Origin of the sequence: Pseudonocardia kujensis, from assembly GCF_021283305.1 — a bacterium.
In the GTDB taxonomy this organism is placed as follows: Bacteria; Actinomycetota; Actinomycetes; order Mycobacteriales; family Pseudonocardiaceae; genus Pseudonocardia; species Pseudonocardia kujensis.
The window spans coordinates 82,386-95,299 of record NZ_JAJSOK010000009.1; the positions used below are offsets into that span (position 1 = coordinate 82,386).

Sequence of the window (12,914 nt, forward strand, 5' to 3'; positions counted from 1 at the left end):
ACCCTGGTCTCCCCTGCGAGACGAGGTGAGGACGATGGACGACCTGCAGCTGATCCGCAGCGAGCTCACGGCCTGGAACGACAAGGACCTCGACGGCTGGCTCGCGCTCTACTCGGAGAAGTCCGTGTTCGACGTCCCCGGCGGGATCCGCTTCGAGGGCCTCGACGGGGGCCGCCTGTTCTGGGGCGGCTACCAGAACGCCTTCCCCGACAACCGGGTCGTCGAGCGCCGGCTCTTCGGGCAGGACGGCCAGGTGCTCTTCGAGGGCGTCTTCGAAGGCACGCACTCCGGCCCCCTCCCGACACCCGACGGGCAGATGGTCGAGCCCACGAACCGGCCGGTCCGCGTCCCCTTCTCCCTGATCTACCTGGTGGAGAACGGCGTGATCGTCGGCCACTCCCTCTACTTCGACCAGCTGGACATGCTGACCCAGCTGGGTCTGCTGAGCTGACGCCGAGGGAGTGACGCGAACGGGCAGCAGTTCGGACGCGCGGAGGAGCCGGTACTTCGACGAGGGCTGCCGTGCCGGTCCGGAGAGGTCCGGACTCGAGATCATGTTTGATCGCGCCGATCCGGCAGCAAGAAAGATCGCCGGAAAACGACATGGGCAGGCCGCCTGTGACCGATCAAGGCTGTTAGATCGAGATCCGGGCGGCCCGCTCAACTGTGGGTAAGCAATTGTCCACGCAGAAGCAGAACCTCTTCCAACCTATGGCCTAACTTCGCACTCCGTTCACTGATGTGGCTAACGGTCTCCACCGGCAGGGCGACCCCAGCGGCGATGTGGCCGACCTAGACGGGAGCCCGCAGAGGGCGGGCTGTATGCACCGCTGGAGTGCCGGTCGATGGTGATCGGGGAAGAACGTGCGAGCTGGACTCGGACCGCACGATGCGGACCTTTCCACGGGTGCGGCTGCGTGCCCTGACCCATGCGGCAACGCGACACGGCAGGGCGCCCTCACCCTGCCGGACCACGGGGATTCGCCACGGTCGCCTCGGCGAGGCCAGCCCGCCGACGAGCCCTTGGCTGCTCGAGCCGTCCCTGGTCAGACGAGTCTCGACCGTTCGACGGACGTGCACCGTTCGGACCACCCTCTTCCCCGGACGACCGTCGTGCCACTCCTGCAGCGGTTCGACGATGAGAGCACCGGGCCGAGGAAGCACGAGAAGCACTTGCTCGGTCCAAGTCGTCAGAGAGAACGGAGTTCACTGCGATGAGGCAGCGTGCGGTGGTGACCGGAGGTGCGGGCTTCGTGGGATCACACCTCGTGGAGCGCCTGCTCGACGAGGACATCGACGTGATATGCCTCGACAGCTTTTTGACGAGCACTCCGGACAACGTTGCTCACCTGCAGGGACGCGACGGCTTCCGATTGCTGCGCGCGAACGTCACCGACTACGTTTCCGTCCCGGGGCCGGTCGACTACGTACTCCACTTCGCCTCGCCGGCGTCACCCGTCGACTACGCCGACTTCCCGATCCAGACCCTGAAGGTCGGCTCCATCGGCACCATGCACACCCTCGGCCTGGCGAAGGAGAAAGGAGCTCGCTACCTGTTGGCATCGACCTCCGAGACCTATGGGGATCCTTTGGTCCACCCTCAACCGGAGACCTACTGGGGAAACGTCAATCCCGTCGGCCCGAGATCGTGTTACGACGAGGCGAAACGATTCTCCGAAGCCATGACGACGGCATACCGCACCCGCCATGGAATGAGCACGGCCATCATGCGGATCTTCAACACCTACGGACCTCGCATGAGGCCGAACGACGGCCGCGCCATCCCGACGTTCATACGGCAAGCGCTCATGGGAGAAGCCATCACCGTCGCCGGCGACGGGAGTCAGACGCGCTCCGTGTGCTATGTCGACGATCTGGTCGAGGCCGCTGTCCGACTCCTCTTCTCGGACTCGAACGGACCGATGAATGTCGGGAACCCGCACGAGCTCACGATGTTGGAACTCGCCGAGCTCGTTCGTGACCTGACGGGGTCCTCGTCGGCCATCGAGTTCGTCGACCGTCCCGCCGACGATCCGTCGGTGCGGCGCCCGGAGATCGAGGTGGCACGGGCCCAACTGAACTGGGAGCCGGCGGTCGACCTCGAGGACGGCCTGACGAGGACCATCGAGTGGTTCAGGAGCCGCCTGGCCGACGTCGATCCGACGCCGGGCACTGTCCACATCCGGTCCGCAGAATCAGCGCGGGTTCCCAACGCTCGGCAGCGCCGCAAGATCGCCGTGGTGGGCACCGGCTATGTCGGCGCAGTCACCTCCACGTGCTTCGCAGCCCTCGGCCACGACGTGTGCGGGCTCGACACGAACCCGGTCCAGACCGGACAGCTCAATCGCGGGCAGGTCCCGTTCTACGAGCCGGGACTCGCGGAGCTGCTGACCACCGTCCTGTCCACGGGCCGGCTGAAGTTCACCGACGAGCCTGCGAAGGCCCTCGCCGACGCAGACTTCGTCTTCCTCTGTGTCGGGACACCCCAGTCGGCCAGCGGGTTGCCGGACCTCGTCCAGATCGAGGAGGCCGTCACGTCGCTGGCTCCGCACCTTCGCCCCAACAGCGTCGTCATCAACAAGTCGACCGTGCCCGTCGGCCTGGGCAACTGGGCGCGGACCATGCTGGAAGACGCCTTGCCACCGGACCGACGCTCGGCCTTCCACGTGGTCTCGAACCCCGAGTTCCTTCGCGAGGGCTCGGCCATCGAGGACTTCCTCCACCCGGACCGGATAGTGCTCGGCGGCGATGCGGCAGGGGTTCAGCGCGTCGCGGAGCTCTACCGACCTGTGCTCGATCAGGCCTTCGCCGGCGGCCGACGAACGCAGAAGCCTCGACTCATCACGACGCAGCTCCAGTCTGCGGAGATGATCAAGTATGCGGCGAACGCCTTCCTGGCCGGCAAGATCAGCTTCGCCAACGAGATCGCCAACCTCTGCGAACTCGTCGGCGCAGACGCCCGCCAGGTCCTTCCCGCCATCGGCGCGGACAACCGGATCGGATCAGCCTTCCTCCAACCCGGAATCGGCTGGGGCGGCTCCTGCTTCGGCAAGGACGTCGCGGCACTCGTGGCGACCGGCCAGGAGTACGGGTACACGCCGCCTTTGCTCCAGGCTGTCGTCGACGTGAACCACACCCAGCGGGCCGCCGCGATACGGAAGCTCCAGCGCGAACTTCGCGTACTCAAGGGCCGTCGCATCGCCCTCTGGGGCCTGGCGTTCAAACCGGGTACCGATGACCTGCGTGATGCACCAGCTCTGGACATCGCGCGGCGCCTGCTTGCCGCCGGATGTGTCGTCTCTGCCTATGACCCCGTGGTGAAGAAGCTGCCCGACAGCCTCGCAGCCGTCAGGCTGGCCACCGACGTCTACGACGCTGCCGATCGCGTCGACGCCGTCGTCCTGACCACTGAGTGGCCCGAGTTCCTCGAGATCGATGTGGTCTCCCTACGTCGGGTCATGAAGGGGAACCTCGTGCTCGACGGCCGGAACTTCCTGGTGGACGCAGCCTTCGCCGACTCGGGCATGCGCTTGGAGGGATTCGGCTGGTGACGACGGCAACCGGCCGCTCGACGCGGATCCGCCAGGGGTTCCGTTCGGCTGAGTCCCGCAGGTGGCTGATCGCCGACCCGTGGTGCCGAAGATCGTCACCGTGCGCCACGCGCTTCGCAGCCTGCCTCGCCACCTCCTCTTCGCACCTCAGCCGCCGCGGAGGCGAGGATCGGCTGCATCACCACACTCCTGAGAGCGGTATACGCGAATTGTGAGGTTAGCCTTGATCCTGCTGTTCCGTGCCCCATAGCCTTACCCGCGATGCAGCTTGCCGGCTCGTACCGTGTGCACGTCGTCGCCCCGGACGACGACGGCGCCTCCGAGTGGGACGCCTTCCTCGCGACGGTGCCGCGAGCCCCCTATCAGCAAACGAGCGCCTGGGCCAAGGTGAAGGCGGCTCAAGGCTGGCTCTCGGCGTCGGTGATGTTCACCCGCGACGGCTCGATTCACGGTGGCGCCCAGCTTCTCTACAGATCGATTCCGTTCGCCGGGGCGGTCGGCGTCGTCGCACGCGGTCCCATCCTCGCGTCCAATGATCCGTCGCTGGTCGTCGCCGCCGTCGACGGGCTGAAGCTGCTCGCTGTCACTCGCAACGTGACCTATCTCGTCGTGCAGCCTCCCCGTGCATTCGTCGAGGACCTGTCGCCTCGGCTACTGCAGAACGGGTACCGGACCGCACCCGAGATCGTGGCGCCACTCAACACCACGACGTGTGTCCTGGACCTCGGCCTGGGCACGGACGCGGTCCTGACCTCGATGCGGAAGAGCACCCGGCGCAGTATCCGCTTGGCCCAGCAACGGGGCGTCTCGGTCCGCGAAGGGTGCGCAGACGACCTGCCGACCTTCCATTCGCTGCTGGTCGCCACCGCACGACGTCGCGGCTTCTCGCCGCCGCCTTCCTCCTTCTTCGGGGCCGCGTGGGCCACAATGGCTCCCAGCGGGATGTTGCGCATGGCAGTGGCGGAGGTCGACGGGGAGCCCGTGTCGGCGTTCCTCTGGGTGATGTTCGGCGACACCGTGAACTGCTGGCGTGGTGGTTGGTCCGGCAAGCATCCCGATCGGCGCCCGAACGAGGCGCTGGACTGGGTGGGAATACGCTGGGCGGCTGCGCAAGGGCTGCGGTGGTACGACTTTCAGGGCGACGCCGACTACACGCGAGGCTTCGGTGGTTTCAGAGTGATTTCCCCCGGACCGCTGGAGCGGGTCATGAGCCCGCTCCTGCGGCGTCTGTATCCGCCGCTCCTCCACCGTGCTCTGGACACCTCGGGCGTCTCCCGGTTGAAGCAGATCGTCCGGTCTCGCGGTTGGCCCGGCTCGGTCAAGTAGATCGTGTGCCCGGCCCTGCACGTGAAACGTCCCGGCTGCAGTAGACCTGCCGAGCAACACGACAGCTCTGGTCGGCCACGCGCCGGTTCAGCCGGTCAGCTCCTGCCAGGGGGGCCACGTGAAGGGCGTTCGTCGCATCCGCCCGGGAGGTGCCGGGGTGGCCCGACGGCAGCTCGTCCTCGGGATGCCCTCCCCCGACGGGAGCGACCCAGCGTCGCGATGATCCAGACCGCCGAGCAGCTCACGGCCAGCCCGAGCGCGGCGCCGCCGACGACGTCCGTCAAGTAGTGGACCGTCTGCACCAGCCGCGCAGACCCGATGGCGAGCACCAGCCAGCCCGCCAGCCAGGCGACGGCGGCCCGCGTCCTCGGTGATGCCGACGTCGCCCTGAGCACCACCACGACGGTCACAGCGGCGGCGGTCGCGAGCGCGGCGTGGCCCGAGGGATACAGCAGCGCGGTGCCGCCGTCCGGCCGCTGGCGGCGGACGATCTCCTTGACCAGAAGTTCGACGACGAGGCTGGCAGGAGCCGTGAGGAGGGCGAGAAACACTGCGTCCCAACGCCTTCTCCGCCAGGCCGCCGCGATGCTCACCAGGACGGCGAGCACGACCAGAGGTACGACTGCATACGCGACCGCCCGGGCGAGGGCGTCGCCGCTCACCTTGGCGGCCTCCTGCCAGTACATCATCTGTGCGTCGACCGGATCGGGCGAGCGTGTACGCCACACGACGACTGCCAAGAGCACGACCACGAACGAGGCGGCCACCGCGGTCGCCGGGACCCAAGGTGGACAGAGCACAGGGGACCGTGCGGCCTGCATGTCGGACCAGGGGCCAGCGTGCAACATCGGCGGCCCGCCATCGGGCCGTCCGACGTCGGCTGCTCCCGACGGCCACCTCGGACGTGGACGCGACCTCGTCGCCGGCGAAGCGCCGCCTGCAGGACTGCGGCATCTCCGGAACGAACGAAAGAGCGTCGATCTCATCCCGATCGTTCGGCGCCTGGCGAATCCTGCGCGCCGGCCCCACCTCGACGATCACCGAAGGACGGAGCGGGCCTGGAGCCTGCTGGTAGGTCCGTCGGACGGCGCGCCCCTCCTGGTGTGATGCCGGGTCCGCCCGCCACGGAGGACCGGGGCGCCAGCCGCGGTGGACGGGTGAGGATGTTCAGTACGAATGCCGGATTGTTCGTCAGGTAGCGCCGCCAGAGTCGCCGCGGCTCCCGTCTCAGTCGGTAGGCCCATTCCAGCCCGCTGTGCTGCATCCAGAGGGGCGCCTGGGCGACGGTGCCGGCGTGGAGGTCGAAGGCCGCGCCGACTCCGAGCAGAGCGTTGGCGTTCAGTCTTCCTACGTGCTCGGCCATCCAGCGCTCCTGCTTCGGCGTGCTCAGCCCGACCCAGACCAACTGCGCATTCGAGTCGTTCATGGTCTGGACGACGTCCGCGTCCTCCTGTGGGGTCAGTGGCCGGAACGGCGGCGTCAGGGTCCCTGCGACCTTCAGCCCCGGGATGCGGCCGGCGAGCCGCTCCACGAGGAGATCCGCGATCGACGGACCCCCGCCGTAGAAGAAGGACGACCACCCGCGTTCGGCCGCTCGGGCGAGCATCGCCAGCATGAGGTCCGGCCCGTAGACGCGACCGACCTCGTGTCGGCCGGCCCACCGGGCCGACCACACCATCGGCATGCCGTCAGGGGTGGTCAGACCCGACCGGTTGTGTATCCGGAGCAGCTCCGGGTCCCGCTGACATTCCATGACGCCGTGCACGCCCGTGACGCACACGTATCTGTGCTCGCCGTGGTCGACCCAGCCGGTCACCTCGTCGACCGCGGCGTCGACGGTCAAACAGCTGATCCCGACTCCGAGCACGTCGACCCGCGGTGGGCCGTCCGTCGTCGACAGGGCCGGTCGATCAGACGCGGTCACGGCTCGTCAGCCTCGTCTCGATCCACCCGTAGGTGGGGACGAGCCCGTCACGCAAGGACGTCGTCGGCTCCCAGCCGAGAACCTTTCGCAGCAGAGAGTTGTCGGAGTTGCGTCCTCGCACTCCCTGCGGTCCCGGCACGTGCTGGAGGCTGATGTCCCGCTTGCCGGCCACCTCGATGACCATGTGGGCCAGCTGCGTGATGGACACCATCTCGTCCGTTCCGAGGTTGAGCGGCTTGGGGTAGTCGGACTGCATGATGCGGTAGATGCCTTCGACGCAGTCGTCGATGTAGCAGAACGACCGCGTCTGCTCCCCGTCCCCCCAGATCTCGATGCTGCCGCCGTCCTCGGCCAGCGCGACCTTCCGGCAGATCGCCGCCGGAGCCTTCTCGCGGCCACCGTCATAGGTCCCGAGCGGCCCGTAGATGTTGTGGAACCGCACGATGCGCGTCTGCATCGGGTACTCGTCTGCGTAGTAGGAGCAGAGCAGCTCGGTGAACAACTTCTCCCACCCGTAGGCGTCCTGAGGTTGGGCCGGATAGGCGTCGCTCTCCTTCAACGGCACGACATCGGCCTCGGTCTGCCGATACTCGGGATAGATGCAGGCCGACGAGCTGTACAGGTACCGCTCGACCCCGTTGATCACTGCGGCGTCGAGCGTGTGCAGATTGATCAGCGAATTGTTGCGCAGGATCTCTGCGTGATGCGTGGAGATGTACCCCATGCCCCCCATGTCCGCTGCGAGTGCGTAAACCTGGTCGACCCCACGCGTCGCCTGCAGCGCCGCATCCCACCGGCGCAGGTCCAAGATCTCGAACTCGTCCGCGTCCACATCGGTGTACTCCGGGTGCTTCAGATCGACTCCGCGGACCCAGTACCCCCTCCGCTTCAGGAACGTGACGAGGTGGTGTCCGATGAAACCCCCTGCTCCGGTGACACAGACTCGCTTCATCGATCTTGTCCTTCCGTTGGTGGTGCGGTGCTCATTGGAGTTCCGGACGGTGGCCGGCGACGATGGGATCCCTACAGCCGGCGAGCGGGACTTCGGCGTGGTTTCAGTAAGCGCCGCGGCTCTTCGCGACGGCGAACAGGGTCTTCCAGATGATCAGGGCATCGAGAGCGAGCGACCACTGCTCGACATAGCGCAGATCGAGCCGTACCGACTCCTCCCAGTCGAGGTCGGAGCGACCGCTGATCTGCCACAGACCGGTCAGGCCGGGCTTCACCAGCAGCCGGCGTCGCGCCTCGCCGTCGTACCGCCGGTCGGTGACAGGCAGGGGGCGCGGGCCCACGAGCGACATCTGCCCACGCAGCACGTTGACCAACTGCGGCAGCTCGTCGAGGGACGTGCGACGAAGCCACCGCCCCAACCGGGTGACCCGAGGATCGACGGGAATCTTGAAGAGCTCCCCCGTCGCGTGCCTGTTCAACTCTTCGAGGCTGGACCGCAGCGCCTCGGCGTCGCGCACCATGGTGCGGAACTTCCACATCGTGAACTCGCGCCCCTGGTAGCCGGTCCGGGCCTGCCGGAAGATCGCCGGGCCGGGGCTGCTGAGCCGGATGGCCAGCGCAATCGCCACCAGCAGCGGCGCGAGGACGATCAACGCGCCCAGCGCCACCAGTCGATCGAGGAGCGCCTTCGCCACGCGGCGACCACCCGCCAGCTGTGGTTCGTCCACGTGCAGCAGCGGAAGGCCGCAGACGGGCCGAATGGCGATCCGAGGGCCGGCGACATCGATCAACGCCGGAGCCACCAGCAGGTCGATCCCGGACTTGGCCAGACTCCATGACAGCGTCCGGAGGGCGGGTCCGTCCATTTCGGGGCAGGGAAGCACCGCTACTGCGTCCGCGCTGGTCACCCGCAGTGCGAAGTCGACGTCCTCCAGACCGCCCAGAACCGGAACATCCAACGGGATGAGGTCCGCGGACCCGCCGGGAACACAAGCCCCCACGATTCGCATCCCGTGATGGGTGTCGCCGCGCATCTGCCGGGCCAGTTCGGCACCTGTTCGCCCGTGGCCCACCAGGAGGACATCGCTCATGAAGAACCCCTGGCGTCGCCTGCGATGCACCCACTTGCGGACCAGGTACCGCCCGAGCAGCGTCAAGACCGTCGCCACCGGCAGAGCGACGAGGACGTAACCGCGGGCGATCTCGGCTTTCGTTGCCCAGGATCCGGTTGCGACGGTCGCGATCACGACGACTGCGGCCGCAAGAACGCGGCGGAACTCCTCGAACCCGACCGACAGGAAGCGGGCTTCGTAGGCACGAGCAGCCGCCATCGACGCCAGCCACAGCAGCGGCAGGCACGCGCCGAGCGCCAGGTATTCCCACCGGGGATTCTGCGGAGATGGCTCACCGAAGCGGACGTAATACGCGATCACTCCGGCGCCTAGGGAAGTGACGAAATCCAATCCGATCACCGTACGGACGTAACCTCGCTCCCACGGTCGACGCGAGGAGCGCATCACGGGTGACTGGGTCAGCATCGCCTGGCTCGCGCCGACTCTGGCAACTTTCACGCCCGTGACCCCTTTGTCCACGCGTGCATCCGTCACCCTGTTGCTCGCCATTCCAACGCGGAGCGTGAGCGCCATGAGGTCCAACCACCCGAAGGGACCAGTCGAAACGCTGGGCGCACACCTGGTCGCTCTGCGCGTGCGGAGGGGAAACCGGACAAGACAGAGCTCGGACCGGCCGACGTGGGGCACGGTCCAGGTACTTCCGCGGGCCGGTGTTGCGGTCTGCGGTCATGCCTCTCGAGGAAACCGGTTGGACCGACGCCGCGAGTAGAATTCGTCGCTCTGCGCAGGAAACGGTCGATCTCGGCTCCGCCCTCGTGCTCGCCCGGCGATTCGGCTTCACGCAGCAACATCGCGGACGCCATTCCCCCGTGCACGCGGAGATCGTTTCCGCGTGCAGGGTTCCTGGCTGATCAGGGGATCGAAGCCGCAGCCGTGAAGGCGAGCCGGACCGGAAGCCACCGGGGCGACGGGCCGAGTGCCCTGACCGCCGGCAGGCGGAACAGCCGCAGCACATCCCGGGCCTCGGCCCGCCGATGAACCCGCAACCGGCGGTAGGCCCCGGCGAGGATGAACTGGTTGATGAAGTCTGCCTGCCAGCGCCGTACCTCCCGCTCGGGAACGACGCCGGTGGCGACGGCCCGGTCGAACACCCTGCCGAGGGTCTCGATCGTTCCGGGATTCCACATGCCCATGGTTGCTGCAGCCTCGTGGATCGTGTACGCGCAAGTGGTGACAGGCATGCAGCGGACGCCATAGCGGGAGAACAGCCTGACCCACATGGCGGTGTCGGCTGCATCGCCCACCTCGGGCTCGAAGAGGCCTGCCTCGACGAGTGCGGCACGACGAACGATCACCATCGGTTCTCGCACGAACGAAGAGTTACGCAGAAGCCGGCGAAGCGCCTCTCTCGGTGACAGGTACTGCTCGCGCACGAAGGTCTGCTCACGCCGCGTGACGCCGCCGCCGTCGACGATGTGCGCCCCGAAGACCAGGATCTGCTCGTGGGGTGCGGCGCGGCGCAGGCCGTCGATCATGGGCTGCCCGCACCCGGGCACCATGAGGTCGTCGTCGTCGAGCTGTTGGACCCACTCGCCGGAGGCCAGCTCCGCCGCTCGGTTCATGTTCTCGACCAACGGCAGGGCCGGACGGTTCCGGACGTAGCGGTATCCCGCCGGCCACCCGTCGAGCAGACGTTCCACGACGCGACCACTGGTGTCGGCGTCCGAGCCGTCCGAGACCGTGATCTCCACCTGGTCCGCGACAGGGGCCATGGCCGTGACGACCGACCGCAAGGCTCGTTCGAGCAGCTCCGGACGATTGCGGGTGGGCATGGTCAGGGAGAGGACAGGGCTCGGCACGAGAGCACCTCCAGACGAGTGGCTCGGTGACCGGGAGGCAGAATTTCCTGAGAAAGGCGGCGGCATCCCGCACGCGACGTAGGTGAAGCCTTCTACCACCTTGTGCGAGAGGTTTCAACGGCCATCGGCTCGATCGGCAGGCATGACGCCTCAGGTGATGAAGTTCGGTGCCGGCGATGTGATCGAGTTCGGACCGAGTCCGAATGATCATCCGCTTTCGAATGGGCCCCTCGCGATACTCGGACCGTGCGGTCGCACCGGTAATGTATCCGCGCGAGGAAGCGAGGTAGCCCTCACACACCGAGTCGCGGACGCAGCCCGCCGTCAGCGCGCACAGGGATCGGCCTCTCGGCGCCACTGCCGACGAGCAGCCCACGGCAGGGCCCGTCGCCGACGACGAGGAAGGAGTGCCGGGGTGCTGTCGGACGCGCGCGAGCTCGCCGACGACCAGCAGGTCGAGGCGGAGGTCTGCATCGTCGGTGCCGGACCGGCAGGGATCAGCATCGCCCGCGAGATGATCGGCAACGGCGCTCGGGTCGTCTTGTTGGAGAGCGGTGGCAGGGACCCGGAACGCCACGCTCAGCAGTTGAACCGGGCCCAGAGCGTCGGCTACCCGATCCATCGCCCGCACCAGTCACGGGTGCGGGCGTTCGGCGGGACGACCAGGCACTGGACGCGACCGGGCGACGAGACCTGGGCCGCGCGTCCCCTCGACCCGATCGACTTCGAGGTCCGTCCGGGGATCCGCCATTCCGGCTGGCCGTTCGGGCGCGGCCACTTGGACCCGTACTACGTGCAGGCCCAGGAGCTGTGCCGACTCGGGCCGTTCGACTACGACCCGGGTCGCTGGACCGACCCGCGGCGAACCCCGCCCTTGCCGCTGCTCCCGGACGTGGTCGAGACGACGCTGTTCCAGCACGGGACAGCCGACTTCAGCGGCTACTACGAGGAACTCGCCCGGGCCGCGAACGTGACGCTTCTGCTGCACGCCACCGTGGTCGAACTGGCCACCGAGAAGGATCCCGACTGCGTGGATCGGGTCGAGGTTCGGCGCGAGGACGGCTCACGATGCTCCGTGCGGGCCCGGCTGGTGGTACTCGCCGCCGGCGGGATCGAGAACCCGCGCCTGCTGCTGCTCAGCCGCCGTGCCCACCGGCACGGGCTCGGCAACGACCACGACCTGGTCGGGCGGTTCTTCGCGGAACGGATGTCGGCACGCACCGGGTACATCGTCCCGGCGTCACCGAAGCTGATCAGCCGTACAGGCCTGTACCCGGTCCACGAGGCCGCGCCAGGGGTGCGGGTCCAGGGGGCGCTGCGCGTCCGTGACGCCGTGCAGCGGGAGCAGCAATTGCTCAACTGCGCGTTCTTCCTGCTCCCCCGGCCTCCTTCCATGACCGCGGAGGCCGTCCGGTCGATCGCGACCCTCGTCAAGGCGCGCCGGCGGCGGCCGCTGTCCCCGGGCACGGCGGGGCACCTGCGCAACATCGCCACCGGCGTCGGGGATCTCGGCATCTTCGCTCGCGATCGCCTGCGCGGGTCCCACGGAAGCGGAGCTGTGCTTGCACTGCGCGCTCAGGGCGAGCAGGCTCCCAACCCCGCATCCCGGGTCATGCTGGGCACGCGGCGCGACCGGTTCGGCCTCTCCGTCGCGCGGGTCCACTGGCACCCTGCTGCCTCGGACCGCGCGTCCATCCGAGCAACGCAGGAGACGATCGACGAGGCGTTGCGGAGGGCGGGTCTCGGGCACGTCGAGCTCATGCTGGGTGACGAGCACCCGCCGACCCTCGTGGAGGGCAACTTCCACCATCTCGGCGCGACCAGGATGCACACCGACCCGGCCGCGGGAGTGGTCGATGCGGACTGCCGGGTGCACGGTGTCCGCAACCTCTACGTGACGGGCAGCTCCGTGTTCCCCACGTACGGATGCTCCAACCCGACGCTCACCGTGGTGGCGCTGGCCCTGCGCCTGGCCGACCATCTCAAGAAGCAGCTGGCCGCTTGAGCCGGAGACCGCCGGAAGGGGCCGCATGACCACGCCGCCCCCTCGACCGAGCAGAGGTCGACGGATTCGGCGGGGCCTCCTCGCAGCGGCCTGCGTGCTCGGGGTGATCGTCGCGATCATCCTGGTGGGCCAGGTTCTTGCCCCGCCGGCACGCCCTCCGGAGGCGCCTGCGCCTGCCTCGACGAGCGCGTCCCCGCCACAGGGCCCGGAGTGCCGCACGTCAGG

Annotated in this window: 9 protein-coding genes; 4 read left to right on the forward strand and 5 right to left on the reverse strand. The window is 68.1% G+C overall.

Translation table 11 applies throughout. The features are described 5' to 3' along the window. Window positions 1-34 precede the first annotated feature (34 nt). From LWC35_RS09255 to LWC35_RS09270, 3 genes are all read left to right on the forward strand, one after another. A complete protein-coding gene (locus tag LWC35_RS09255; RefSeq protein ID WP_232869631.1) occupies window positions 35-451 on the forward strand; it encodes an ester cyclase in 417 nt (138 codons plus the stop codon). A 763-nt stretch (window positions 452-1,214) separates the two neighbouring features. After that, window positions 1,215-3,551: a UDP-glucuronate decarboxylase gene (locus LWC35_RS40195; protein ID WP_308194497.1), complete on the forward strand. Its 2,337-nt coding sequence runs from the start codon at window positions 1,215-1,217 to the stop codon at window positions 3,549-3,551. A 261-nt stretch (window positions 3,552-3,812) separates the two neighbouring features. Then, complete coding sequence (locus LWC35_RS09270; protein ID WP_232869632.1) at window positions 3,813-4,877, forward strand: lipid II:glycine glycyltransferase FemX; 1,065 nt, start codon at window positions 3,813-3,815, stop codon at window positions 4,875-4,877. A 95-nt stretch (window positions 4,878-4,972) separates the two neighbouring features. Here the strand turns inward: LWC35_RS09270 and LWC35_RS09275 are convergent, their stop codons facing one another. From LWC35_RS09275 to LWC35_RS09295, 5 genes are all read right to left on the reverse strand, one after another. Next, window positions 4,973-5,617 (reverse strand): phosphatase PAP2 family protein, encoded by a 645-nt coding sequence (locus LWC35_RS09275; protein ID WP_232869633.1) that lies wholly within the window; start codon window positions 5,615-5,617, stop codon window positions 4,973-4,975. A gap of 242 nt (window positions 5,618-5,859) precedes the next feature. Next, on the reverse strand, window positions 5,860-6,801 hold the full coding sequence (locus tag LWC35_RS09280; protein WP_232869634.1) for a WecB/TagA/CpsF family glycosyltransferase: 942 nt from the start codon (window positions 6,799-6,801) through the stop codon (window positions 5,860-5,862). Next, window positions 6,788-7,753: an NAD-dependent epimerase/dehydratase family protein gene (locus LWC35_RS09285; protein ID WP_232869635.1), complete on the reverse strand. Its 966-nt coding sequence runs from the start codon at window positions 7,751-7,753 to the stop codon at window positions 6,788-6,790. Before LWC35_RS09285 ends, LWC35_RS09280 begins: the two co-directional genes overlap by 14 nt. A gap of 103 nt (window positions 7,754-7,856) precedes the next feature. Continuing rightward, a complete protein-coding gene (locus LWC35_RS09290) occupies window positions 7,857-9,398 on the reverse strand; it encodes a sugar transferase (RefSeq protein WP_232869636.1) in 1,542 nt (513 codons plus the stop codon). 338 nt (window positions 9,399-9,736) lie between these two features. Beyond that, the gene (locus tag LWC35_RS09295) at window positions 9,737-10,684 is read right to left on the reverse strand and encodes a glycosyltransferase family 2 protein (RefSeq protein WP_232869637.1); all 948 of its coding nucleotides are present in this window, start codon (window positions 10,682-10,684) and stop codon (window positions 9,737-9,739) included. A gap of 415 nt (window positions 10,685-11,099) precedes the next feature. On the opposite strand from LWC35_RS09295, the gene LWC35_RS09300 reads away from it, so the two are divergent. After that, window positions 11,100-12,689, forward strand: a complete 1,590-nt coding sequence (locus LWC35_RS09300) for an FAD-dependent oxidoreductase (RefSeq protein ID WP_232869638.1) — start codon at window positions 11,100-11,102, stop codon at window positions 12,687-12,689. Window positions 12,690-12,914: the final 225 nt, after the last annotated feature.